Source organism: Lunatibacter salilacus (assembly GCF_009797935.1).
GTDB lineage: Bacteria > Bacteroidota > Bacteroidia > Cytophagales > Cyclobacteriaceae > Lunatibacter > Lunatibacter salilacus.
In genome coordinates this window covers 76,113-102,880 of the sequence record NZ_VOLC01000002.1, presented here as the reverse complement: position 1 = coordinate 102,880, position 26,768 = coordinate 76,113, and the positions used below count along the sequence as shown (strand labels likewise).

General features: G+C 41.5%; 16 protein-coding genes. All 16 read left to right on the top strand.

The genetic code is table 11. The annotated features are described in order from the left end of the window. Nucleotides 1-72 precede the first annotated feature (72 nt). Nucleotides 73-909 (top strand): endonuclease/exonuclease/phosphatase family protein, encoded by an 837-nt coding sequence (locus FQ608_RS03435; RefSeq protein ID WP_158856413.1) that lies wholly within the window; start codon nucleotides 73-75, stop codon nucleotides 907-909. Nucleotides 910-1,081: 172 nt separating this feature from the next. After that, nucleotides 1,082-2,311, top strand: coding sequence for a DUF6786 family protein (locus tag FQ608_RS03430; RefSeq protein ID WP_158856412.1), 1,230 nt, complete (start codon nucleotides 1,082-1,084; stop codon nucleotides 2,309-2,311). A 230-nt stretch (nucleotides 2,312-2,541) separates the two neighbouring features. Beyond that, nucleotides 2,542-3,129, top strand: a complete 588-nt coding sequence (locus FQ608_RS03425; protein WP_234364045.1) for an RNA polymerase sigma-70 factor — start codon at nucleotides 2,542-2,544, stop codon at nucleotides 3,127-3,129. Between the two features lie 117 nt (nucleotides 3,130-3,246). Then, complete coding sequence (locus tag FQ608_RS03420) at nucleotides 3,247-4,245, top strand: FecR family protein (RefSeq protein WP_158856411.1); 999 nt, start codon at nucleotides 3,247-3,249, stop codon at nucleotides 4,243-4,245. A gap of 101 nt (nucleotides 4,246-4,346) precedes the next feature. Then, a complete protein-coding gene (locus tag FQ608_RS03415; protein WP_158856410.1) occupies nucleotides 4,347-7,808 on the top strand; it encodes a SusC/RagA family TonB-linked outer membrane protein in 3,462 nt (1,153 codons plus the stop codon). Nucleotides 7,809-7,821: 13 nt separating this feature from the next. Further along, complete coding sequence (locus FQ608_RS03410) at nucleotides 7,822-9,531, top strand: RagB/SusD family nutrient uptake outer membrane protein (protein ID WP_158856409.1); 1,710 nt, start codon at nucleotides 7,822-7,824, stop codon at nucleotides 9,529-9,531. Between the two features lie 476 nt (nucleotides 9,532-10,007). Continuing rightward, the gene (locus FQ608_RS03405) at nucleotides 10,008-12,380 is read left to right on the top strand and encodes a hypothetical protein (protein ID WP_158856408.1); all 2,373 of its coding nucleotides are present in this window, start codon (nucleotides 10,008-10,010) and stop codon (nucleotides 12,378-12,380) included. A 162-nt stretch (nucleotides 12,381-12,542) separates the two neighbouring features. Further along, nucleotides 12,543-13,583, top strand: coding sequence for a FecR family protein (locus FQ608_RS03400; RefSeq protein ID WP_234364044.1), 1,041 nt, complete (start codon nucleotides 12,543-12,545; stop codon nucleotides 13,581-13,583). 87 nt (nucleotides 13,584-13,670) lie between these two features. Next, nucleotides 13,671-17,081, top strand: a complete 3,411-nt coding sequence (locus FQ608_RS03395; RefSeq protein ID WP_234364043.1) for a SusC/RagA family TonB-linked outer membrane protein — start codon at nucleotides 13,671-13,673, stop codon at nucleotides 17,079-17,081. A 12-nt stretch (nucleotides 17,082-17,093) separates the two neighbouring features. After that, nucleotides 17,094-18,674 carry a RagB/SusD family nutrient uptake outer membrane protein gene (locus tag FQ608_RS03390; protein WP_158856407.1) on the top strand — a complete coding sequence of 527 codons (1,581 nt, stop codon included), beginning with the start codon at nucleotides 17,094-17,096 and terminating at the stop codon, nucleotides 18,672-18,674. A 354-nt stretch (nucleotides 18,675-19,028) separates the two neighbouring features. After that, nucleotides 19,029-20,732, top strand: coding sequence for an FAD-dependent oxidoreductase (locus tag FQ608_RS03385; RefSeq protein WP_158856406.1), 1,704 nt, complete (start codon nucleotides 19,029-19,031; stop codon nucleotides 20,730-20,732). Next, a complete protein-coding gene (locus FQ608_RS27880; protein WP_158856709.1) occupies nucleotides 20,707-21,009 on the top strand; it encodes an FAD-dependent oxidoreductase in 303 nt (100 codons plus the stop codon). The genes FQ608_RS03385 and FQ608_RS27880 overlap by 26 nt, the downstream gene beginning before the upstream one ends. Before the next feature lie 12 nt (nucleotides 21,010-21,021). Further along, entirely contained in the window at nucleotides 21,022-22,428 is a 1,407-nt protein-coding gene (locus FQ608_RS03375) for a Gfo/Idh/MocA family protein (RefSeq protein ID WP_158856405.1), read from the top strand. A gap of 40 nt (nucleotides 22,429-22,468) precedes the next feature. Beyond that, entirely contained in the window at nucleotides 22,469-23,212 is a 744-nt protein-coding gene (locus tag FQ608_RS03370) for a 3-keto-disaccharide hydrolase (protein WP_158856404.1), read from the top strand. Between the two features lie 87 nt (nucleotides 23,213-23,299). Continuing rightward, nucleotides 23,300-24,988 (top strand): FAD-dependent oxidoreductase, encoded by a 1,689-nt coding sequence (locus FQ608_RS03365; RefSeq protein WP_158856403.1) that lies wholly within the window; start codon nucleotides 23,300-23,302, stop codon nucleotides 24,986-24,988. Then, entirely contained in the window at nucleotides 24,989-26,767 is a 1,779-nt protein-coding gene (locus FQ608_RS03360; protein WP_158856402.1) for an arylsulfatase, read from the top strand. It begins immediately after the preceding gene. Nucleotide 26,768: the final 1 nt, after the last annotated feature.

The following is a 26,768-nucleotide window of genomic DNA, read 5'->3' as shown; positions in this document are numbered from 1 at the left end:
TTAATACAATGAGGTTAATTTGAAATTCAGAAAAATCAACATACTTTTACTTGAACCACAATCCTTTCGACTATGCAGCTAAATTTGTTCTTCACTTTTCTTATAAGCGGCTTCACTTTGATTGCTTGCCAGCCAAAACCCTCTTCGGAGGAAGCAATCGCTGCGGATGCCGTTTTCTTAAAAGTGGCTGCCTACAACGTCGAATACAGCAAAAATGCGTCGGCGGAGGAAATTGGGGAAGCCTTTAGGCCGTTTGATTTTGACGTGGTGGCTTTTTCAGAAGCCCCGGGAGGTGATTGGACCAAGCGGGTTGCCGCGGCAATGGACATGGAACATGTTTTGGTGGGAAAACACAGTACCGCTGGACATGATGATAAATATAAAACCATTGCGTCTAAGACTCCTCTTTACGGATATGAGGAAATTCTTATGGCCGACACCCTTCACACAGTAACCAAGGCAAAAACAAAACTCGGAGACATGGAGGTGGAGGTTCATTCGGTTCATTTTCCCTTTGGATGGAGAGACCAAGCCCATATCGATGAGACTACAAATAAAATCCAAACCTACATAGACAACGTAAAAAGCCATTCAACCAGTGCACTTGCCGTTTTAATGGGGGATTTTAATTTTATTCCCAGCAATGCCGACAGTCTGAACATGTATCATGAAATGTTCAAAGAACTTGGATACGAACTTCACTGGCAGGACCTAGAAATAGATTCCCGGTATATTAATACCTTTAATGCATTGGTACCGAATGATGAAGGCAATGGGGATGTCATCGATCATATTATGTATTCACCGGAAAAGGCTAAGGCAGTTGACGGGGGAATTCTTGAACTGGATAGACCTCTTTCTGATCATAAGCCTGTTTGGGCTTTATTGGAGATAAAGAAAATGCACTAACCTTCCAGGTTTTTAAAAATTAGCAAGTTGTATAAATGAGCAGGTGAAACCTGGAAGGTTTTTTTCATAGGAATCTCTTGAATTCGGGAAAACACTACGGATTTTTAGATAATCAGATAAACTTCTTATATTGGTTTGTTAAAAAAGATTAAAACGATTAACTTTTTATCCCATGTACAAATACCATCTATTTCTCATTTTATTTATCGGTTTATTTTCCTGCCAATCAACGCATGAGGAGGCACAGAATGGTCAGGAATTTAAGAAGGGTACCTTTGGATTTGATTTGGAGTTTTTAGACGACTACGATAGTTTGGTGGTACTCGGTTCCGGAGATGCGATGTTGATTATTTCTCCTGCTTTTCAGGGGAAGGTTTTCACCAGCACAGCATCGAGGTTGGAAGGGCAAAGCTTTGGTTGGATCAATTATGACGCCATATCCTCCCAAAAAACCGCCCCCCATATTAATGCATATGGTGGAGAGGATCGTTTTTGGTTGGGGCCGGAAGGCGGGCAATACTCCATTTACTTTGAGCCGGGATCTGAGATGGTTTTTGATAATTGGCAGACGCCAGCCTCCATTGACATTGAACCTTGGACCTTGGTTTCGTCCAGCGAAATGTCCGCACAGCTATCCAAATCAATCCAACTTAAAAACTATATGGGTACAACCCTTCAGGGGGAGGTAGATCGCGTTATCAATTTGCTGACGGAAGCGGACCTGCAGCGTCTTTTGGATATACAGCTGGGGGACGGTACTAAATGGGTGGGATTTGAATCAAATAATACCCTGACCAATACCGGTCCGACTTCTTGGGCAGAGGAATCAGGAACCGTTTGTATTTGGATCCTGGGAATGTTCAACCCTTCTGATGCAACTACCGTTGTGATTCCCTATTTGACGGGGGATGAGCAAGAGTTGGGTCCTATTGCTACGACGGACTATTTTGGGGAAATACCAGGGGATCGGATTGCCATGCAGGATGGCATCTTATATTTCAAAGGAGATGGAAAGCATAGGGGTAAACTCGGCATTTCCCCTGAACGGGCGACCTCTGTGGCGGGGAGTTATGATGCGGAAAATAAGGTCTTAACGATAGTACAATACGATAAACCAGAGGAAAAATCACTTTATATGAATCAAGTTTGGGCTATTCAGGATGAACCATATAAGGGGGATGTTATTAACTCTTATAACGATGGCCCTCTGGAAAATGGAGACCAGATGGGGCCGTTTTATGAATTGGAAACCGTCTCTCCCGCAGCTTTTTTGGATCCGGAGCAAAGCATAACCCACACCCACCTAACCTTTCATTTTGAGGGTGAGGAAGGGCAGTTGAATGAGGTTGCTGAGAAAGTTTTTGGGATTTCTCTGGAGAAAATAATCGGAATTTTTGACTGATTATTAGGGACTTATAGAAAGGAAAATAGTAGTTCAAATTCTTTTGGCAAAATGAATTTTCTTATTAATAAAATGATAATGGGCGCTAATTCTTTGGAGGGATTGGAAAGTTTACTAAAATGAATTACATTAGAAATATATTTCCCTATTAAACTTAAAGAAATACCGATCGAGAGTAGGTATTCGAAAGGTATCGTGATAAACCGAATTTAACTGTGTTGAAAAGCGTCATGAGTACCTTAAGCCCAAACAGTGACCAAGATTTATTGATTAGCCTACGCCAGGGGGATATCAAAGCATTTGATGAGTTGTACCATCGGTATGCCAAAAAATTAATGGCTTTTGCATTGAAATTTTTTACCAATAAGGAAATTGCGGAAGAGGCAGTACAGGAAATTTTTATCCGTATTTGGGAAAGGCGCAGGGAGTTAGATGAAAATAAGTCGTTCAAAAGCTATTTGTTTCAGGCAGTGAAATTTTATATGTTCAATTATATCCGGGACAGAAAGAAATGCTGTTGCTACGAAGAAGTTTCAGAGGCGGCTTTCTTGAGGGAAAATTCAGTTGAGGAACAAATACACTATGAAGAATTAGAGGCAACTGCGAAGTTGTTTATTGAAAAACTTCCAATGGTACAGCAACAGGTGTTCCGACTGAACAAATTTGATGGCTTGACCCCTCAGGAGATTGCAGAAAGGATGAACCTCTCCAAACGCACCATAGAGCACCATATCTATTTGGCGACCAAGACAGTAAAGTCAGAACTCATGAACCATATTTCCATTTCAGCCATGATTTATGTCGGCGTGTTTTTTTGATTTTTGCAGTAATGTTCAGGTGTTTTTTCTCGATAGTTCAAAAATTATTTAAATTTATCTTATGCTTCATTAAGTAATTTATCTTACTGATGTTTTATACAGGAAAGAGATATTATTTTGAAAGAGGAACTATTGATAAAATTTTTGCGGGGTGAATGCTCTGCAATCGAAGAGCAGCGGGTTCTTCAATGGTTGGACAATCCCGCCGCAAAGCAACAGCTTGAGCAGCTGATGGAGAAACATTGGGAATATCCATCCATTCCTGTACATGACACTACCGATTATTCCATTTTGCTGCACAAAATACATCAGCGTGTTCTTACCCCGACCAATTCCCGGAAAAACCGATTCCAATCCATAGCAATCCAAAGTCTGAAGATCGCTGCCACGCTGTTGCTTGTTGTTTTCTCCGGTTTTTTTTTGTTTCTAGGCTGGTTAAATACTGATGAATCCACGGAGCTGGCAATTACCGATCCGGCACACCGCATTGAACGGATGACCAGTATTGGGGAAAAGCTTACTATGACAATGCCTGACGGTACAAGGATCATCGTCAATTCAGAATCTTCCATTCAGTTTAATTCAGACTACGGGCGCGCAGACCGGATTATACATTTGAGCGGAGAGGCTTATTTTGAAGTTGCTCCAGATTCATTGAAGCCATTTAAAGTCGAGGCAAATGGTTTTACTACCCTTGCATTGGGTACTTCATTTAACGTGTCAACAAAACATTCGAGCTATCAGGTAGCACTTACGGAGGGGAAAGTTACGGTAGGTGTTGGAGACGATGTAGTCAATCTTAACCCCGGTCAAATGGCAGTATGGGAACCTTCCGAACAAGCCAGTGAAATCAAAGTTAAAAATTTCGACATTGAGAAAATTACGGCTTGGAAGCACGGTAGAGTAGCTTTTGATAGAAAACCACTCAGCCAAATATTCAAAGATCTGGAAAAATGGTACAGAGTAACTATTCAGGTTGAACCTGGCGTGAATATTAACCAACGGGTGTCAGGCACTTTTGAAAACAAAAATTTAAAAGATATACTCACCGGACTTAGCTTTTCTACGGCTTTTTCCTTTGAACTAAACGGAAAACAAGTAACAATAAAAAGATAAACGCCTATGAACTAACCAAAAACAGGGTAAACTCTCCATCGCCAAATGAAATCGTTTACCCTGTAGCATCTTAAAGCATTACACCTTAAACGACTAAAATTATGAAAAGAAAATTACTGTACCTAATTAAGATGGTATCGAAAAACGTATTGTATGGCCTGATAATTCAAAGCCTACTGATGTCCACCCTGATGGCTCATGATATTAACGCCCAAGTTAGACCCATAGACCAAACCTATGTCCGATTGGTCAAGTCAGAAGCACAGCTTCTTGAAATCTTTAGGGATATTGAAGCAAATACCGATTACAGATTTGTATATCCGGCTGATATCCTTGAGAACAAATCCCCAATCAACGTTAAAAGCAGAAGACAGTCCGTCAATGATATTTTGGTGGATGTAGGTATGGCTGCCAGATTGAGGTTTAAGCAGGTTGATAACACCATATATGTGGCTAAGCCAGAAAAAGTGGCTGATGGTGGAAAAATCGAAATTTCCGTGGATATGGTGGAAATAAGTGGTAAAGTAACCGATGAGAGAGGAGATCCCATTCCCGGTGCGACAGTAATCATAGAAGGGACAGCCAGTGGAACCGCAACAGATGTAGATGGCAACTTTACACTTGACGCACCTGAAGGGTCAGTCTTATTGTTTTCTTTTATCGGCTATCAGGCGCAGCGGGTGACAGTGAGCAATCTAACTACGCTATCAATAGTATTGCAGGAGGACCTTTCTTCTTTGGACGAAATAGTGGTGGTGGGGTATGGAACTCAGGAAAGAGCTAAGTTAACTGGTTCAGTCGCAAGTGTTAAAGCCAATGATATTGATTTCATTCCAACATCCAACTTATCGAATCTACTAGCAGGCAGGGCTCCCGGAGTTCAGGTAGTTCAATCTTCCGGTTTTGCGGGTTCGCCATCCAGTATCTCCATTCGGGGTAGTGCTGCCATAGCAGGTTCTTCGCCTCTATACGTTATTGATAATATTATTAAAGCAAGGGTGGATTTTGATGCCTTAGACCCCAATGAAGTGGAGAGTATTAGTTTTCTGAAAGATGCAGCTACAGCGGCTATTTATGGAGCAAGAGCCGCAAATGGGGTTGTACTAGTCACCACACGTCAGGGTACAACTGGAAAACCTGTTTTCAATTATAAAAGTTTTTTCACCACTTCAAGGCCAACTAGATCGCTACCCCGTTACACTGCCACCCAAGAATTAGAATACATCAATTCTTATGCTGAGACTTTTGGCAATCCCCAACCAATTTCAGAAGAGATTTTCAGGTATTTCGAGGATAAAAACTACGAATTAAATGATTATATCTGGAGAAATCCTTCCTCGCAGCAGCACAATCTCAGCGTAAATGGAGGAACTGAGAATATTACGTATTATATGATGCTTGGAACAAATTCGGATAAAGGTTCATTTACAAATACGGATTATTCTAGGTATAATTTTAGAAGTAATGTTACAGCTAAAATTACAAATGATTTAAGTGTTAATTTAAATTTAAGTGGAAATAAAAGGGTGACCAATAGGTTTTTCTGGCCCTATGACAATGATGGCGGAGAAGGGTTTGAATTATCCGACTTTTATAGGACGACATTTAATTGGTCCCGATTATATCCGTTTTTTGTTGACGGTGAGGGAAATCCTACAACAGACAGTGAAAATGGTTTCCCAATTGGTAGAGGAGCATGGAACCCCGTTTTAATGCTTGAGAACGGTAACTACAGGAAAATTAACAGAAACACATTTAATGGTATAGTAAAAATTGATTATAATATACCATTTTTAGAAGGCTTAAGTACGAGTTTAATGGCAAATTATTCTTTCGATTCGAGAAATCAAAAGAACTTTGTCATCCATAATCGTTCCTATTTATTTCAACAGGGTTCAGCAACTAACCCATATGTTCCTGGACCGATTGATCCATCTAGTTTAAATATCCATAACCTGTCTCGTTCCTTTGAAGGTATCGATGAAAGTGCAACTTTTGGTGATAGTTATCAGCTAAACTGGTTTCTAGATTACAACAAAACTTTTGGTGACCATACGTTTGTGGGTACAGTAATTTATGAGCAATCCGCATTTACAGGAAAAACATTCAGTGGATCGGCGGATCAATTACTTACAAGCAGTGTTGATCAAATTTTTGCTGCATCAACCGACACGCAAAGAAGATATTTTACTGGAAGCGAGTCTGAATTTGGTAGAGCTTCTTGGATTGGAAGAACGCGTTATGAATATTCAAGTAAATATATAGCTGAATTTTCTTTCAGATATGACGGTAGCTACCGTTTTCCAGAAGATACAAGATGGGGCTTTTTTCCTTCGGGATCTGTTGCTTGGAGGATCACTGAAGAAAACTTTGTAGATATCCCATCTCTGAGTGAGTTTAAAATTAGGGCATCAGTAGGAACAACAGGGGATGATAATGTTGCCGCATTCCAATTTCAAAACAATTTTGTTCCAAGTTCCGGTTATGTATTTGGAAATACACTCTACAATGGAATTCGAGCAGGAACACCCCCAAATCCTAATATAACTTGGGCTAAAATGATAGCTTATAACTTTGGTTTTGACTTTGGTTTATTTAATGACAAGGTGGTAGGTTCATTCGATTATTTCCACAACCACAGATATGATTTGTTAAGGCAACGAATTAGGGTGATTCCGGGGACCTATGGAGCGCCATTAAGTCATGAGAATTATGCGGAAATAGACGTAAAAGGTGTCGAATTCTCCCTGAATTATAGAAATAGTATTGGTAGAGTGAATTATACTATAGGGGCAAATCTGGGGTATGCGAAAGATAAAGTAATTGTAATTGATGAACCTGTTGGACTTGAGGATTGGAGAACGGCCATTGGGCATCCCATAAACAGAATATGGGGATATAGATCGAATGGGATAATAAGGGATCAGGCAACGCTAAATGCTTTACCAGAAGGATTTTTGCAGTTTGGTCGAGAACCTATGCTCGGAGTAATACTATATGAGGATATCCGGGGTGTTAATCGAACGGAGGGTTCAGATGGGATTGTTGATCAAAATGATCAAGATTGGCTGTCTGACAATGCAATACCAAGAATAAATTACGGCGTAAATGGTGGTTTTTCTTGGAACAACTTGAAGATTGATTTCCTGTTGCAGGGAGTCGGGGCATTTGACAAGATTGTAAAAACCCAAAACACTTCCACTGGCGGTGTATTTCAAACAGGAGATAGGCCATATTTTGATCTTTGGACGAATCGATGGACTCCAACCCGCACAGATGCTCCTTATCCCAGAGCAGGTGGATGGGGAATGGAAGAATTTGGATGGGGCCCATCAGATTTTTGGATCCGAAGTGGAGCATATGTAAGGTTAAAAAATCTAAATATAGCCTATGACATTCCTTATCAATGGCTTCGTTCCAATAATATTAATCTGCAATTTTTCTTTAATGGGACAAATCTTTTTGTATTGTCTGCATTTAATGAATATGATCCTGAACAGGACAGACTAGATTCCTATCCACTTATGAAGTCATATACAGGGGGAATTAATGTTAGATTTTAAAAACATTGAAAACATGAAAAAGAACTTAAATCCACTATATATCATAGTCATTTTATTCATAATGACTTGTTGTTCAGAAGACGTTTTGGATGTAAAAAACTTGTCAGTTTATAATCCTGACGATGTGTGGAACGATCCCACACTTTCAAATGCCTATTTAGTAGACCTGTATGCCTCCACGTTTACGGGATGGCCACTTAATGATGGCAATAATGCCGATGAATCTGTTGGTATTCTGGGACAGGGTTTCGTACAAACTACTAATGGTTCATTTAAGCATTGGCCCTATACAAACATTAGAAAAATCAATGTTTTGCTGGATGAAATTGATGGAGGGAATTTGCCTGACAATACAAAATCAAACCTAAAGGCCCAAGCACACTTTATGAGGGCGTTTCACTATTTTAAAACCGTGGTATTTCATGGCGGGGTTCCAATTATTAAATCTCCACAGCTTCTAACGGATGATTTGCTGGTTCCTAGAAATTCTACTTTGGAGTGTTTTGAGTTTATTCTGGAGGATTTGGAATATGCAATAGCAGGGTTACCAGATAGATTTACCGGTGGGGATTTTGGACGAGTTGATAAAGGCGCGGCAATGGCTTTTAAAGGAAGGGTTCTACTCTATATGGCAAGTCCTCAATTTAATCCCTCTAACCCATATAATAATAATTATTGGGAGGCGGCCTACAATGCCAACCAACTAGCGAAGACATTTCTGGAATCCCAAGGTTACGGCTTAATGGATAATTATTCAGACATATGGATGGAATCTGCTAATAAGGAAGTTGTATTAGCTACAGTATATAGAAATCCTGTCAAAGTAAATGGGCGGCAAGAACACTGCGTAAGGCCAATTTCTCAATCCAGAAATTGCACTGGTGGAGATCAACCTATTTGGAAGTTAGTGGAGACTTTCCCGATGAAGGATGGGTTTAAGCCGGGGGAATCATTTAATTACGAATATGATATCCAACGATTTTGGGAAAACCGAGATCCAAGATTTTATGAAGTTGTTGTGTACAATGGATCTCTTTACGAACTTGGTGGTAATCAGGGTAGGCGACAATATACTGATATCCAATTAGGAGGTATCGATGATGGTTTTGGACCTGGATCTAATTTTGGAAGGTCTGGGTTCTATACCAAAAAGGGCATTCAAATCAATTTACCGATTGAACAAGCAGAATTAAATGACGTAGACTGGGTAGAGATACGGTTTGCGGAAGTATTGTTTAATCTTGCTGAGTCTGCAAATGAAATAGGGAACCCGAATGAAGCTATTGAAATTCTAAAGCAAATCCGTGAAAGAGCTGGAATAGACCCAGGTCCAGATTCAAACTTTGGACTAAAAAGTGGAATGAATAGAGATGAATTGAGAGATGCTATATATGATGAAAAATTTATTGAATTTGCTTTTGAAGGCAAAAGATTTTGGGATCTTAGAAGAGCAAGACGGCTTCATACCTACCTTGACGGCATGAGAAAATTTGGACTACAGGCAAAATTGAAAGATGGATTAAACCCGATTAGTGATCAGGTATTTTTACCAGAAGATTTTAACTATGAAATAACAGAGTTATTTAGTACTGGTCAAACTGAAATGTTTACTCCTGAAACCTATTATTTTTTTCCGATTCACAGGGATGAAATTGAAAGAAACCCAAATTTAGAACAAAATATAGGTTGGGATAGTGGTAGTTTTGACCCAACGATTAATTGAAATAAATAATTTGTTTTCAGAATTTCTGTATTTTATATCCGGAAATTCTGAAAACTACTATTTACAGTCTGTTTGATTAATATCATATTTTAGACGTTGTTAGTGTATCTTCCTGGCCTCTAAATGCGCTGAGGCTGAAGATTGGGGCGGACATATGTTTGGGTATTAGTAGGTGTTTCAAAATGAAAAACCTTTTACAAAAACTAATGATGCCTGCCTATTTCAATTGAGGATATTTAAGATGAAGTAATGAGCGTATGAATAGAATAACCCGTTATCCTGAATTTAGTAAGATCCTCCGTGAAAGTCCTAGAATTAAAAAATCATCTAAACTATAGACCATTCGATCTCCGAAAGGAGTTCCTCCACCTAATTTGATAAACAATATGAAACGTTTTTGTTCGCTTTTTATACTAATACAATACTCATTCTTTTCCGGGCTTCTTGCCCAGGATAAAGTTTTCGAAACCGAATTCATGAAATTGTCTTTGGACAGTAAGGGAAGATTGTCAGGTATGTATGACAAGTTAAACCTGAGAGAGTACCTACTTCCGGACCAATTTTCCCCACTACTAGCTATTCGAATTGCTGGAGAGTATTATAAACCCGATAGCTTGTCAATGACAGGACAGGAGCTTTCTCTTTATTATCCTCTTGATAATATTGTGGCAAACGTCCAAGTAAAGGCGTTCCAGAATTATATCTCTCTTGAACTGACAAATATAACCTCTGCCAATTTGGTTGAGTTGGTGGTCTGGGGGCCTTTTCCCACTATAGTTAGGGAAATAATTGGAGAGTCTGTGGGAGTAGTCCGAAATAGCGAGTTTGCGTGGGGAATTCAGGCATTGAACGTTAAGACTTTGGGGGGGTATCCAAGCCAGGAGAGTGACATAGAGCCCGCCTACGACATTTTCGAAACGGGAGACTTAGTAGATGTAGATTCCGAGTGGCGCAATAAAAAATATTATCGTGGACAAACGGCAAAAATAGTTGAAAATGGATCTTCACTTCAAGCTTATACCCGGAATAGACAGCAGGCAAGGATTATCGAAAACTGGGGTCATAACCTTTATACCGCACCAGCCTTTGATGACGGCGGTTTGATTGGATCAAAAATTGCATTTTTTGGTTGTCCTGCTGAAAATGCATTAGCAACTATCGGGGACATTGAACTGGCAGAAGGTCTTCCCCATCCGGAGATAAATGGAGAATGGGCAAAAACGACTAGAGAGGCTACCTCTTCATACCTAATTATGAGTTTTGATGAATCAACTCTTGATAAAGCTATTTCTTTCACCAAATCAGCGGGATTAAAATACTTATATCATGGTAGTCCGTTTAGAACATGGGGACATTTTGAATTGGATAAGGTAGCGTTTCCGGAAAATTGGAAAAGTATGAGGAAATATGTTGAAAGGGCAAACGCCCAGGGTGTTCACCTAGGAGTGCATACGCTTTCAAATTTTATTACTACTAATGACCCCTATGTTTCTCCCTTTCCGGATGAAAGATTGGCATTAGTTGGTGAAAGTGTACTTAAAGGAAGTATAGATGCCACCACTACGGAAATTGAAATTGAATCTCCGGATTATTTTAATCAGATGGGAAATAATACACTTCAGGCTGTTCGTATCGGAAAAGAAATAATAAGATACAGAGCAGTTTCTGAAACGGCGCCTTGGAAATTAATGGACTGTATTAGGGGGGCATTTGGAACTGAGGCCTCTCCACATGGATCGCAAGAAAAAGTCGGTAAGTTGATGGACCATGGATATAAAGTTTTTCTTAGCAATGCGGACCTTTCAGAAGAAATAGCTATCACGCTAGCAAGGCTTTTCAACGAGACTGGTCTCAAGCAGATCTCCTTTGACGGTTTGGAAGGCGTTTGGTCTACTGGAATGGGACAATATGCCAGGAGCTTGTTTACAAAAACATGGTATGACAATCTTTCATCAGAGCTTCAAGGCAAAGTGATAAATGATGCCAGTAATCCGAGCCATTTTAATTGGCATATTAATACCCGGTATAATTGGGGGGAGCCTTGGTATGCAGGTTTTAGGGAAAGCCAAACAAATTATCGCCTTATGAATCAGGATTTTTACAGGAGGAATCTATTACCTTCCATGTTGGGGTGGTTCAGTATGTCGGATGGAACTAGCCTAGAGGATACTGAATGGTTACTTGCTCGGGCTGCTGGATTTGATGCGGGTTTCGCTTTCAATGTCAATTTTTCCAACGTTGAAAGAAATGGACAAAGTAAAAAAATATTTGAAGCGATTAGGATTTGGGAGAATGCTAGAATGGCTGGTGCATTTACTTCTGAGCAGAAACTCCGGATGGAAGACGTTAAGAACGAATACAGTCTGGTAGAAGTTAGTGAGGTAGAGTGGTTGCTATATCCGTATGAGGTGCAGAGATATGTACACGAACAGAAAACCCGACAGCCAGGCGAACCAATTCATACGATCGTGGATTTTAACAATCCCTATAGCGAGCAGGCTATCCAGTTTGTTATGAAACTCCAATTGGATGAAAATAATAATAAAACCAGCAATAGTAAAGCAGAAGGGATTAGTATAGAAGTAAATAATTTCTATTCTCTAGAAATTCCATTTGCCTTGAGTATAGACCAGTACCTAAAGCTTGACGAGTCTGGCATACTTGAGCATTATGATTCTAATTGGAATTTGTTGGACTCGATAGATTTTAGAAATAAAGTGATTAAGCTTGACGAGGGCAAGAACACTTTGATTATTGATGCGGCATTCACCGGATCAGGTAATGCCAGCTTGCATATCGAATTCAAAACCAGGGCTGACGGCGAAAGAGTCTCTGGAAAGCGCAAATAGTTGAAATTCATAAGGGTATTAAGGGTGTGTTATTGCTTTAACTGAATCGGGCGTTTTAAAAATACGCCCACCCCTCAATCCAGTAGTAAGCAAGCGTGTTAAAGAGTGATTCCAGATTTATTTTAATTTATTTTCTTATTGATTAAGTAAATCATCTTACTGATGTTTTATATAGGAAAGCATTTTATTTTGACGGAGGATTTAATAATAAAATTTTTGAGAGGTGAGTGTTCTCCAAGCGAAAAGCGGTACGTATTCCATGGGTTGGAAAACCCTGTTGCCAGGAAACAGCTTGAAACCCTGATGGAGAAATATTGGGACAATTCCTCCATTCCTATTTCTGATGTAACGGACTATTCCTATTTATTGGACAAAATACATCAGCGGGTTTTGACCCAGGACATTTCGAAGAAAAACCAATTTCATTCTATCGCAATCCACAGTCTGAAGATAGCGGCCACGATGTTGCTTGTTATTTTCTCCGGGTATTTTTTGTTTTTAGGCTGGATAAATACTGGTGAATCCACGGAGCTGGCAGTTACCAATCCGGGCCACCGCATTGAACGGATGACCAATATTGGCGAAAAGCTTACTTTGACAATGTCTGACGGGACAATTATCATCGTCAATTCTGAATCTTCCATTCTTTTCAATTCAAATTATGGACGCACAGACCGGATCATTCAATTAAGCGGAGAGGCATATTTTGAAGTTGCTCTGGATTCATTAAAGCCATTTAAAGTTGAGACAAATGGTTTTACTACCCATGCATTGGGTACTTCATTCAACGTGTCAACAAAACATTCGAGCTATCATGTGGCACTTACGGAGGGGGAAGTTACGGTAGGGGTAGGAGATGACATAGTCAATCTTTACCCCGGTCAAATGGCAGTTTGGGAACCTGCCAAACAAGCCAGTGAAATCAAAATTAAAAATTTCGACATTGAGAATATTACCGCATGGAAGCACGATAGGTTAGCTTTTGACAGAAAACCACTCAGCCGAATATTCAATGATCTGGAAAAATGGTACGGAGTAACTATACAGGTTGAGCCTGGCGTGAATATTAACCAACGGGTATCAGGCACTTTTGAACACAAGAACTTAAAAGATATACTTACCGGACTCAGCTTTTCTACGGCTTTTTCCTCTGAACTAAACGGAAAACAAGTAACAATTAAAAAGAAAACGCCTATGAACTAACAAAATACAGGGTTAACTCTCCGTCGCCAAATGAAAATATTTACCCTGAACGATTTGAAGCAATAAACCTAAAAAACAACTAACATTATGAAAAGAAAATTACTTTACCTAATTAAGATGGTATCGGAAAACGTATTGTATGGCCTGATTATTCAAAGTCTACTGATGTCTACCCTGATGGCACACGAAATCAGTGCACAAATTAAACCCATAGATCAAACCTTTGTTCGGTTGGCAAAAGCAGAAGGGCTGCTTTTTGAAATCTTCGGGGAGATTGAAGCCCGGACTGACTACCGATTCGTATATCCTGCGGATATACTTGAAAACAAGCCCCCAATCAACATAAAAAGTAGAAGGCAATCAGTAAACGATATCTTGGTAGAAGTAGGAACCGTTGCCAAGTTACGTTTCAAGCAGGTGGATAACACTATTTACGTGGCCAGGCCTGGGGAGGAAACCGATGGCGGAAAGATCGAAATTCCCGTAGAAATGGCTGAGGTCCGTGGTCGGGTTACTGACGAGCGAGGAGATCCCATTCCTGGTGCTACTATCATTATTGAAGGAACTGCCAGCGGAACTGCAACGGATATAGACGGCAATTTTTCATTGGAAGCACCTGAAGGGGCAATATTATTGGTTTCTTTTATTGGTTATCAGGCTCAGCGGGTGACGTTAAGCAATCAAACATCGCTTACAATAATTTTGCAAGAGGATTTATCCTCTTTGGATGAAATTGTGGTGGTGGGGTATGGAACACAGAAAAAAAGTGATTTGACAGGTTCTATATCCTCCATCAAAGGAGATGCGGTAAAGGAGTTTCCTGTCACATCAATAGATCAAGCACTCCAAGGAAGAGCTGCCGGTGTACAAGTAACCCAGGCTTCAGCAGCTCCGGGAGGAGGAGTATCAGTCAGAATTAGGGGTTCCAACTCCATTAATTCAGGAAGTGAACCGCTTTATGTTATCGATGGATTCCCCATTTACCCGGACAATAGCGCTTACGGAGTGGGAGGTAACCGCCAGCCATCCAATATCATGTCCACCATTAATCCAAATGATATTGAATCCATTGAAATTCTAAAGGATGCCTCAGCTACTTCTATTTATGGATCTAGGGGATCTAATGGGGTGGTTTTAATTACGACAAAGCGGGGCAAATCGGGTGAAAGTAAGATTGATTACGAAGGATCTATGTCCGTCCAAAATATATCTAACCGCATCGATGTGCTGAACGGAAGGGATTATGCAACCTATCTTAATACCATGGAGCAAAGTCAAGGCGGAGCTCCATTATATACCCAAACAGAAATAGAGGCTATCGGTGAAGGTACTAATTGGCTGAATGAAGTAACCAGAACAGGAATGATTAGTAGCCACCAGCTGAGTTTTACTGGGGGAAATGAAAAAACACAATATGCGGTTGTTGGAAATTACTTCGAAAATGAGGGGATTATAAAAAACACTGACTTCAAAAGATATGGTGTTAGGCTTAATCTTGATAATAAAGCTTTAGATGATAGATTGACCATCAACTCCAGCTGGTCCATCAATAGGACCGAGTCCAATAACGCTCCTACAGATAGAGGAGGACCCGGTGGAATTATCATTACATCGTTAGGTCTGGACCCAACAGTTCCTGTTAGAAACGTAGATGGGACCTATGCTTTAGCTTCCTACGATGGTAGGTTTTTAACCAATCCTTTACAGGAATTGGAACATGTGACGGACCGGGACATCAATAACAGGATATTGGGAAATACAGGTCTGACTTATAAAATATTAGATGGATTAAATTTTAAGACCAGTATTGGGGCTGATATACTTTCAGCTAACCGTGCAACCTTCTTTCCCTCCGAAAACTCGAGATTGGGGAGGGACAGAGCAGGTGAATTAACCAAAGCAAATAGGAGCTCTATAAACATTCTGAATGAGAATATTCTTTCCTATTCCAACCAAATCAATAAAGACCACAGATTGGATATAGTAGCAGGATATACTTTTCAGAAAGAATTGAACGAAGGTATGTCTGCCACCAATCGTGGCTTGTCTGCAAGCCATGTAGATCAAGCTACATTAGGTGGTGGGACAGACATTCAAATACCCTCATCTGACCGTAGAGAATGGTTATTAAAATCCTTTTTAGGAAGGGTTAATTACAACTTAATGGAAAAATATCTGCTTACATTTTCTTTAAGGAGAGATGGGTCCTCCAGATTTGGATCCACAAATAAGTGGGCTAATTTTCCGTCAGTTGCAGGTGCTTGGCGAGTGGTGGAAGAAGATTTTTTTCAAGGTAGCTCCTTATCCAATTTAATCAGCGATTTGAAATTTAGAACCAGTTGGGGTATAACCGGAAATTCAGAGATTCCGGTATATAATTCCCTCGCCAACTTAAGGGAATTCAATTATGTTTTTGGGGGAAATCTTGTTCTAGGCTTGGCGGAGGCCCGATTAGCTAATCCGGGCCTTAAATGGGAAACGACCACTATGTATAATTTTGGTATAGACCTTTCCTTTATGGAAAACAGATTAAATCTAACCACAGAATATTTTTACAACCAGACAGAGGACTTGCTTTTGTTTGTTACCATACCGAGTAGCTTGGGGTTTGAATCTATTTTGAAAAATTCCGGTTCGTTGGAAAATAAGGGATTGGAAATTTCCCTAAATTATATACCCATCAATCGTCCTGATTTCCGATGGGACATTACTGGTAATATTTCCTTTCTGAGGAATAAAATCACAGATTTGGGCACCAGTACCCCTTTCTTTTCCGGGTCTACCAGTTCAGGTCACTTGGGCATTCCTGGTAGTTGGGTTGAAGCCGGATACCCTATAGGGGTTTGGAGAGGATATCGTTATATTGGATTATTTCAATCCCAAGAGGAGATTGATAGTAGCCCATCTCGCTCGGGTGATAGACCAGGTTATCCCAGATATAGAGATACTAATGGCGACGGAACCATCAATCCACAGGATTTTACGGTAATGGGGGATCCCAATCCAGATTTTACTTGGGGATTAACTACTACACTTAATTATAGAAAAATTGATTTCAACTTATTTATAAGAGGAGTTCATGGAAATGACATCAGAAATCTTCAGCAATCTGAATTGGGGGATGGTGTTCAGAAAATCAACCAGATTGCCAATATCCTTGTGGATTCTTGGACACCTGAAAACCGCAATGCAAGTCGACCTGTAATCGACGGCAATAGGGATTTTGCCAATTCTTATAGAGCTTCTGATTATTTTATTGAAGACGGAAGCTTTATAAGAATACAAAATGTATCGATTGGTTATACGCTGCCGGTAACAAAATTTGTCCGGAATGCAAGGTTATACATCAGTGCTCAAAATCCCCTTCTCTTTACTAAATACAAAGGATTTGACCCAGAAGTGAATAACTTGGGACAGAATAATCTCAATAGAGGCGATGATTACGATGCTTATCCGCGTTCCAAAACGTATACCGTTGGCATTAATATTGGACTTTAAACTGATTTAATCATGAAAAATATACTGAATAAAACAATAATAATACTTCTCTGTATTTTTATATTGACACCTATGGCTTGTCAAGAGTTGGAGGAGAATCCTGATTTTATCACAAGGGATAACTTCTTCTCTACGGCTGAACAAATGGAATTGGGGGTAAATGCCATTTATGATGGGATTGCAAGGGGTCGAGATGGTTGGAATCACTTTTACAATAGATTCGTGTTTGAGTGCAGGGTAGGGTATCAAGTAGGGTGGGAGAAAGGACCATCTGATTTTCAGAATGGAAGCGTGACATCCACAGATGTATATATTGCCACTTACTGGAGGATCTCATATGAAAATATAAACAGGGCTAATGCACTCATTGAGAAGGCGGACGAATTGCGGGAGGCGGGGATTCCCAATCAGGAATTATTGAATAGGATAAAGGCAGAAGCCATGTTTTTAAGGGCTTTTTATTACTTCAACCTGATTCGATATTTTGACGATGTTCCCTTTACGGATAAAATGACCGTTAACGACGAAGATCTGCCCTCCAATCAGGATGGGAAACGGAAGGTCCTTGACCTTATTGAAAGTGATTTGACATTTGGTGCGGATGTGTTGCCAGATAATTATACGGGAAACGATCTAGGCAGGGCAACCAAGTGGGCGGCATTGGCACTGCAGGTTAAAGCATATTTGCTTGATGAGAAATGGTTAGAAGCTAAAAATACCGCAGAAATTATAATTGAGCAGGGAAGTTTCGATCTTTTTGAAGATTTCGCACACAATTTTGATGTTGCACATGAAAATTCAGGCGAAAGAATTTTTGAAGCGCAGGTTTCAGCGTCCGCTAATATTAGTGAAAACCACAACCACCATTCCCATTTTGTCCCCGCAGACCTTCCCATTAATATTGGGGGTCAGGGATGGCATTGGTTAAATGGTACTCAGGCCTTTAGAATGAAGTATGAACCCGTAGACAAACGCATTCCAGGCACATTCATTACCGAGTATCCAAGCAACCGTGTAGGTTTAAATGCTGATGGAGAATATCCAATGGTTAGATGGAGCGGAAATACCTCCTATAATTTAAGCCGTTTTGGAGGTTTGGTATCTGCTGCCGCAAATCCTAATGATCCAGAGACTTTGGTCTTTTCCAATGCTTGGACTTCTAAGTGGGTACAAATCGGTATTGCTAATCCTTCCTTAACAGAAAAGAATATTGTCTATCTACGCTATGCAGATGTGCTTTTGGGGCATTCTGAAGCTGCCAACGAAAGTGGAACGGGGGACCCATATTTTGGGATTAATGAGGTTCGCAGCAGAGCTGGCTTGCCAAGTCTTTCAAATTTGGACCAATCGCAATTAAGGGATGCTATTGTGGAGGAAAGGGTTTTGGAGTTTGCATTTGAGCAGGAAACCTATCCAGAATTGAAAAGAAAAAGCACATTTGGAGGGGATCAGGATTATCTTGGTGACTATATCCAAAATTTTATAGACACTTATGATTTGGATAGACAACTGTCCCCAAAAGACTATGTGCTTCCAATACCATTGAATGAGATTTTAGGAAACCCTAACGTGCAGCAACATTTAGACTATTAAAAATAAAGTATAAATTACTAAATACATTTACATCTAAATACTAAAAGACAAAAGGGGAGAATTAATCATCTCCTTTTGTCTTTTAAATCAAATAGTAGTATTTAGGAAAAGGGCCTGAAATCCCCGCATGAAAGTAGAACTCAAAACCAAAGGTGAGGGGAAAGTGTTTTTACGAAAGGAAAATAAATCACAATCTGTTCGTAAGTCTGAATAATTACCTCAATATGCGCTATTTTTTAAAAAGTAATATTTAAATGAATTCTGTAATTTCAAAACAATAAGCTTTTCTAGGATTTTTTAAAAGATTTAGATTAAATTAACTTCAAAAATTAATTCAATTCTAAATTCCAACACATGAAAAAATCAATTCCCATTCTTGTTCTTTTTTTCATTTTCACATTTAAAAATAACTGCTATCCCCAATCCTACGATATCGTCATCTACGGAGGAACCTCGGCCGGCGTGGCGGCAGCGATCCAAAGCTCCCGGCTCGGTAAATCCGTTATACTTATTGAACCTTCCAGCCATGTGGGCGGGCTGACTACAGGAGGACTTGGTGCTACCGATATCGGCAACAAACAGGCAATTGGCGGAATATCCAAGGAGTTCTATGTCAATATCAAAAAATATTACGATGATCCGGCAAACTGGAAATGGCAGGAACGGTCCGAATATTTTGACCGGCCCAATGAAGGGAGATCCAGGGAAGGGGAGGAGGCCATGTGGACCTTTGAACCTACCGCTGCCAAAAAGGTATATGCCGATATGATGGCAAAGGAGAAAATCACCTTGGTTACAGAAAAACGCCTTAACCGACAATCCGGCGTCAAATCCCAAAACAACCGTATTGTTTCCATTACCATGGAATCTGGAGAAACTTATTCCGGCTCCATGTTTATGGATGCAACATACGAAGGGGACTTGTTGGCTGCTGCGGGCATTTCCTACGCTACAGGTAGGGAAGCCAATAGCGAATATGGGGAGACACTTAACGGGGTACAGGCAAATTTTTATAACGTCACTTTGAAAGGAACTGTGTCCCGAAATGGCGTTCATCACAACTTTATTCCGGGAGTAGATCCCTATGTGGTGAAAGGTGACCCTTCAAGCGGCCTTTTGCCGCTTATTATTGAAGGTGGACCGGGCCTAGACGGTACGGCGGATAACAAGCTCCAGGCGTATTGTTTTAGGATGACCCTCACCGACCATCCGGAAAACCGCATACCCTTTGAAAAGCCTAGTAACTACAATGAATTGGAGTATGAATTACTGTTTAGAAATTACGAAGCAGCAACAGGTCCCTTGGAGGAAATGTATGCCTATGGGGATCCATTAGTTCCGTGGATCAATACGCCCATGCCCAATCGGAAAACCGACACCAATAACCAAAAAGGCTTTTCTACCGACTTTGTAGGCCAAAACCATGATTTTCCGGAGGCTAGTTACGAGGAGCGCGAGACCATGGCACAACAGCATTTGGAATATCAGCAGGGATTAATGTGGTCCTTGGCAAATCATCCCCGAATTCCCCAACAAGTACGTGACGTTGTATCCAAGTGGGGGATGTCCAAAGATGAGTATTCTGAAAGAAACGGCTGGACACCGCAGTTGTATGTGCGTGAGGCACGTCGGATGCTCAGCGATTACGTGGTCACACAAAAAGACTGCGAAAGTCTTGTTCCAGAAGTGGAAGACGGGGTAGGGTTGGCCGCCTATGGCATGGATTCCCACATGGTTCAGCGGTATGTGGACCATAATGGTTATGTGCAAAATGAAGGTAACTTCGAAGCCCGGGTAGCTGCTCCCTATCCGATTCCCTATCGGGCGATTGTACCTAAAAAAGGGGAAAAGGAAAATCTCCTGGTACCTGTTTGTGTCAGTTCCACGCACGTGGCTTTTGGCTCAATCCGGATGGAACCGGTGTTTATGGTCTTGGGTCAATCAGCAGCTACAGCCGCAGCTATGGCCATAGACAACAAGGTGGCTGTTCAGGATGTCGATTATAAAGCGTTAAGAGCAAAATTGCTGGAAGATAATCAGATTTTGGAGCATCAATAGAGCATATAACCTGAACCATCTGAATGATACAGGAGGATTAATCCTTATAACAATTGGAAAGAAGAGACTTTATAGAGCTTTTATCATTACCAACGGATGCTACCGCTTGGCTCCGGTAGAATGGAGTATAGGGGAAGCGGTGGGTTTATTACTAGTATTTTCCATTGAAAAGAAAGTGCTTCCCCGAAAGGTGAGAGAAAATGGGGCCTTGCTTGAGGAATTTCAGGACTTTATCAGACGTGAAGGAATACATACTCACTGGCCCAAAAACAATTAACTTATAAATTGCATGAAAGATATATCCAAAAATAACCGAAGAACATTTATTAAGAAAATCGGTGCAGGCGCAGCCCTTGCGGTTGCTACTCCTGCTGCCATGGCCAAGGAGTCAGGCATCTATAAAAATGTGGAATACCTCAATCTGGTAAAACGGGAAGGTATTTCCGCCAATGACCGAATCCGGATCGCCGTAATTGGTACGGGGGGGATGGGAATAGGCGATGTCAATACCGCGCTAATGGTGGATGGAGTGGAAATAGTGGCCGCCTGTGACCTGTATGATGGGCGTTTGATCCGTGCGAAAGAATTATGGGGCAAAGAAATCATGACTACGAAGGATTACCGGGAAATTCTGGACCGCCCGGATATTGATGCCGTGATTAATGCTACTACGGACCATTGGCATGAGAAAATCTGTTTGGATGCCATGGATAGGGGCAAGCATGTGTATTGTGAAAAGCCTATGGTTCAGAAAGTGCATGAAGGACACCGCGTTATAAAAAAGCAAAAGGAGACAGGTGTGGTTTTTCAGGTAGGGAGCCATTATGTTAGTTCCATCATTCATGCCAAGGCCAAGGAATTGCTGGCGGCGGGGGAAATTGGTGAAATCAACTTTGCGGAGGCACAAATAGACAGGCAAAATGCCATAGGAGCCTGGCAATATTCAATTCCCTTGGATGCCTCTCCAGAGACGGTAGATTGGGATACCTATCTCGGTCAGGCAACAAAGCGTCCCTGGGATCCAAAAAGGTTTTTCAGGTGGAGAAATTATTGGGATTACGGTACCGGCATGGCCGGTGATCTTTACGTCCATATGTTGTCCATGCTACATTTTGTGACCGATTCCAAAGGCCCGAACAGGGTCATGTCCACCGGAGGATTGAGGTACTGGAAGGACGGAAGGGATGTGCCGGATATCCATTTGGGCTTATACGATTACCCTGAATCACCGGAGCATCCGGCTTTCAACTTGGCATTGCGAACCAACCTGATAAGTGGCGGCGGGGGTGGCTACCTCTTCCGTATTGTTGGCTCTGAAGGGGATATTTCCATTGGATTTGACAGCCTTACCCTAAGGCGGACCCCCATGCCTGAAGCCCCTGGGATGTCCATAAATTCGTTTTCCGAAGAGATGCAGAAAAAATACAAAGAAGAATATTTCAAAAAGTATCCCAGCCGGCCCCGGATGGAAGGACCAAAGGAATTTGCTTTTAAGGTTCCGTCTGATTATAAGGGTGACAGATATGAACATTTTGTCAATTTCTTTGAGTCTATCCGCCATGGCAAGCCAGTAGTGGAAGATGCTGTTTTTGGTTTGAGAACCTGCGGTCCCACAGAAGCCGGAAATATCAGCTACCAGGAAAAAAAGATAATGGGATGGGATCCGGTAAAAATGGAAATGGTAGACCGGGTTTAACTAACCGAAAAGTAATCCGGTAAAAATAAAATATACCTATATGAAATCAAAAAAACTCGTCTATATACCCATATTATTAATTTATATGATGGCCTGTAGTTCTAGCGAACCAAGGGAAGGAGAGACAGCGGATATACCTGCCGAATCCGATGAAAAAGCTCTGAACGGCCTGACTACGGCCGAAAAGGGTGAAGGATGGGAATTATTGTTTGACGGCGAATCTACCCAGGGTTGGCACAACTATCTGGAAGAAGGAATCACAGGATGGAAGGTGGAGGGGGGCATCCTGTACACGGAAGGCGGCAATGGCGATATAGTTACCGACAGAGAGTTTGAGAACTTTGAACTTAAGGTGGACTGGAAAATTGAAGATCAGGGGAATAGTGGGGTGTTTTACTATGTAAGAGAAGCAACTGAATACCCCAGAATTCACCATACAGGACCCGAGTTTCAGATCATTGATGATGACAATTACCCGCAGGAATTAATGGATAATCAAAAAACAGGGTCCATTTCCGATGTGAAAGCCCCAATTGCAATAACTTCCAAGGTGCCCGGTGTTTGGAACCACACACGGATATTAGCCAAGGATGGGTATGTGGAGCATTGGTTTAATGGAGAAAAAGTAGCGGAAGCTGAAATGGACTCACCTGAATGGAAAGACTTGGTGTCGAAAAGTAAATTTGCTGATTTTGATTATGCCAAGGTCCAGAGAGGGCGTATAGGCTTGCAGGACCATGGGAACCCAGTTGCTTTTAAAAATATTAAAATAAAAATATTATAAAATAGCGGTTGGCAGATAAAGATATATCATAGGAATGATTTTTTTATATGAGAATAATTTTAAAAAATAACATAAATGCGAAATAAAATGATAAAAAAACTCAGTTTCAAAACAATTCTAATAGCGTCGCTCTTTGTGTGGGCCTTTGTGGCCTGCAATTCCGAAAAAGAGGATGGCGATGTAACCGATGTAGTCATTTACGGTGGAACATCCGCCGCAGTAACGGCAGCTGTTCAGGCCAAGAAAATGGGTAAATCCGTTATCGTCATCAGTCCTGATACCCATTTGGGGGGCTTAACGGCCGGAGGTTTGGGCTGGTCAGACACCGGGAAAAAAGAAGTAATAGGAGGACTTTCCAGGGAGTTTTATCAAAGAGTCTATGACAAATACCAGGAAGACAGTGCATGGAATTGGGAGGATAAGAGCGAATTCGGAAATAAAGGTCAGGGCACCCCTGCCTTAGATGGTGAATTTAAAACCATGTGGATATTCGAACCTCATGTTGCGGAGGAAGTGTATGATGAGTGGATAGCCGAATTGGGGATTGAGGTATTGCGGGACGAATGGTTGGATAGAGATAACGGTGTCAGTGTAGAAGATGGAAAAATCACTTCCATCCGAACCTTAAGCGGCAAGGAATTCAAAGGCAGGATGTTTATCGATGCCACCTATGAAGGGGACTTGATGGCAACTGCCGGCGTAAGTTACCATGTGGGAAGAGAAGCAAACAGTGTGTACGGAGAAGAATGGAATGGGATTCAAACTGGCGTGTACCATCATCGACACCATTTTAAAGCGTTGGATCAGCCTATAGATCCCTATTGGACACCGGGCGACCCTTCTTCCGGTTTGCTGCCACGAATTAGCGGGGAACATCCCGGGATAAAGGGTGAAGGAGACGATAAAGTTCAAGCCTATTGTTTCCGTATGTGCATGTCCAACCATCCGGATAATCGGATAGCTTTTCCCCGACCTGCAAATTATGACTCTACCCAATACGAGTTGTTGGTAAGGATCTTTGATGCGGGATGGGATGAATGGTTTGGTAAATTTGACATGATACCTAACCGAAAAACCGACACCAATAATCACGGCCCATTCAGTTCGGATAACATTGGCATGAATTACGATTATCCGGACGCTAGCTATGAACGACGCAAGGAAATTATCCAAGAGCATAGGGATTACCAAAGTGGCCTTCTTTATTTTGTGCAGAACGATCCGAGAGTACCGGAGGAGACACAGAAGGAATTTCAGGAATGGGGATTGGCGAAAGATGAATTTACCGACAACGGCAATTGGCCCCATCAGATCTATGTACGCGAGGCACGTAGAATGATTGGCAAGTATGTGATGACAGAGAACGAGCTCTTGCAGAAAAAACCAACCCCAGAATCCGTTGGTATGGGCTCTTATACCATCGATTCCCATAACATTCAACGCTATGTGGATGAAAATGGACATGTACAAAATGAAGGGGATATCGGCGTTCCTCTGCCCGGTCCATATGAAATTGCCTATGGTTCATTGGTTCCCAAAAAAGAAGAAATCACCAACTTGGTAGTGCCTGTGGCAGTTTCTTCAAGTCATATTGCTTTTGGGTCCATCCGTATGGAACCGGTGTTTATGATTTTAGGCCAGTCTGCTACAACGGCCGCTATTTTAGCCCTTGATGAAGGGATCGCCGTGCAGGATGTTGCTTACGAGAAATTGAAGGCAAGGCTTTTGGAAGATGGCCAGGTTTTAACAATGGCAGATCAGATTGTTTCCAAATAAATGAAAACACTAGCCCCCATTTTATTGATGGCAGGTTGGATTTTGGGAGTAAGTTGTAAAGAACCAGATTCTGATGCTTTTACTACCCAACTCCCTCCCAATGTGGTTATCATCCTTACTGATGACCAAGGATGGGGTGATTTGAGTCATAGTGGAAATACAAACCTTTCCACTCCAAATATTGACCATCTTGCCACTCAGGGGGTTAGTTTTGACCGATTTTATGTGCAGCCAGTCTGTTCACCTACACGCGCCGAACTTCTTACAGGCAGGTATCACCTTCGTTCAGGAGTATACGGCACTTCATCCGGGGAAGAAAGGCTGGACTTGGATGAGGTGACGCTGGCGGATGTCTTTAAAGCTGCCGGCTATGCCACGGGTGCTTTTGGAAAGTGGCATAGCGGCATGCAATACCCCTACCATCCAAACGGTAGGGGCTTTGACGAGTTTTATGGGTTCTGTTCTGGACACTGGGGGGATTATTTCAGCCCCATGTTGGAGCATAACGGCCAACTGGTCAAAGGAAATGGATTCTTGGTGGATGATTTGACGGAGAGGGCAATGGGATTTATTGAGCAAAATCAAAATCAACCCTTTTTGCTATTCCTTCCATTAAATACACCGCATTCTCCAATGCAAGTACCTGACCGATGGTGGGATAAATTTCAAGATAAAGACTTGACCTTGACTCTACCCTTAAAGAAGGGAGAGGAAATAACCTTTACCAAGGCTGCCTTGGCAATGTGTGAAAATATTGACTGGAATGTGGGAAGACTTGTCAAAAAAATAGACGAATTAAATTTGTCGGAGAACACCATCATTATTTACCTCAGTGACAACGGGCCAAACAGTTTCCGTTGGAATGGAGGGATGAAAGGTAGAAAAGGCTCTACCGACGAGGGTGGGGTGCGAACTCCCTTTTTTATCCAATGGAAAGGAACACTTTCGGCGGGTAAGGAAATTTCTCAGATTGCCGGATCCATTGATTTGTTGCCTACCCTGGTTGATCTGACTGGAATTACCCCTTTGTCTACTAAACCGTTGGATGGGAAAAGTTTGGCTCCACTTATTTTGGAAGATGACCAAACATGGGAGGACCGCATAATCTTCAACCATTGGAATGGCAATACAAGCGTACGGACGCAGAATTTCCGTCTCGACAAAGACGGGAGTCTATTTTATATGGTATCCGATCCATCTCAGATAAAAGCGGTTAATGAAAAATATCCAACTGTGACACAGCAACTTTTGGCTGCGAAGACAGCCTGGGAAGAGGACATGGAAATGGAGAGGGAGGAAGGAGAGCGTCCGTTTTTGCTCGGACATCCTGATGCAGTTTATACCCAACTTCCAGCCAGGGATGGAATACCTCACGGAAATATCCAACGCTCCAACCGTTTTCCCAATGACTCTTACTTCACTGACTGGACAAGTACAACGGACAGTATAACTTGGAATGTTGAGGTACTTGGGGAGGGAGAATATTTGGTGGAAGCCTATTACACGTGTACGGATGTCGATGTAGGAGCCGAAGTGCTTTTGGAAATCGGCACATCCAGCTTGGAATTCCGGATTGAGCACCCCCATGATCCACCCATTCGGGGTATGGAAAACGACCGGGTGGAACGCCAAGAATCCTATGTGAAGGATTTTAAACCGATGACCTTGGGCACTATTAAATTATCACAAGGAAGAACCTCGGTCACAATGAAGGCACTGCACATTCCCGGAAACCAGGTAATGGACCTACGCCTGTTGCTATTTACAAAAAATCAATAAA

Excerpts from the sequence above, each read along its gene's own strand:
- FQ608_RS03375 (WP_158856405.1), top strand. The coding sequence starts at position 21,022 with ATGAAAGATATATCCAAAAATAACCGAAGAACATTTATTAAGAAAATC.
- FQ608_RS03360 (WP_158856402.1), top strand. The coding sequence starts at position 24,989 with ATGAAAACACTAGCCCCCATTTTATTGATGGCAGGTTGGATTTTGGGA.
- FQ608_RS03405 (WP_158856408.1), top strand. The coding sequence starts at position 10,008 with ATGAAATTGTCTTTGGACAGTAAGGGAAGATTGTCAGGTATGTATGAC.
- FQ608_RS03390 (WP_158856407.1), top strand. The coding sequence starts at position 17,094 with ATGAAAAATATACTGAATAAAACAATAATAATACTTCTCTGTATTTTT.
- FQ608_RS03400 (WP_234364044.1), top strand. The coding sequence starts at position 12,543 with ATGTTTTATATAGGAAAGCATTTTATTTTGACGGAGGATTTAATAATA.
- FQ608_RS03395 (WP_234364043.1), top strand. The coding sequence starts at position 13,671 with ATGAAAAGAAAATTACTTTACCTAATTAAGATGGTATCGGAAAACGTA.
- FQ608_RS03435 (WP_158856413.1), top strand. The coding sequence starts at position 73 with ATGCAGCTAAATTTGTTCTTCACTTTTCTTATAAGCGGCTTCACTTTG.
- FQ608_RS03365 (WP_158856403.1), top strand. The coding sequence starts at position 23,300 with ATGATAAAAAAACTCAGTTTCAAAACAATTCTAATAGCGTCGCTCTTT.
- FQ608_RS03410 (WP_158856409.1), top strand. The coding sequence starts at position 7,822 with ATGAAAAAGAACTTAAATCCACTATATATCATAGTCATTTTATTCATA.
- FQ608_RS03370 (WP_158856404.1), top strand. The coding sequence starts at position 22,469 with ATGAAATCAAAAAAACTCGTCTATATACCCATATTATTAATTTATATG.
- FQ608_RS03430 (WP_158856412.1), top strand. The coding sequence starts at position 1,082 with ATGTACAAATACCATCTATTTCTCATTTTATTTATCGGTTTATTTTCC.
- FQ608_RS03425 (WP_234364045.1), top strand. The coding sequence starts at position 2,542 with ATGAGTACCTTAAGCCCAAACAGTGACCAAGATTTATTGATTAGCCTA.
- FQ608_RS03415 (WP_158856410.1), top strand. The coding sequence starts at position 4,347 with ATGAAAAGAAAATTACTGTACCTAATTAAGATGGTATCGAAAAACGTA.
- FQ608_RS03385 (WP_158856406.1), top strand. The coding sequence starts at position 19,029 with ATGAAAAAATCAATTCCCATTCTTGTTCTTTTTTTCATTTTCACATTT.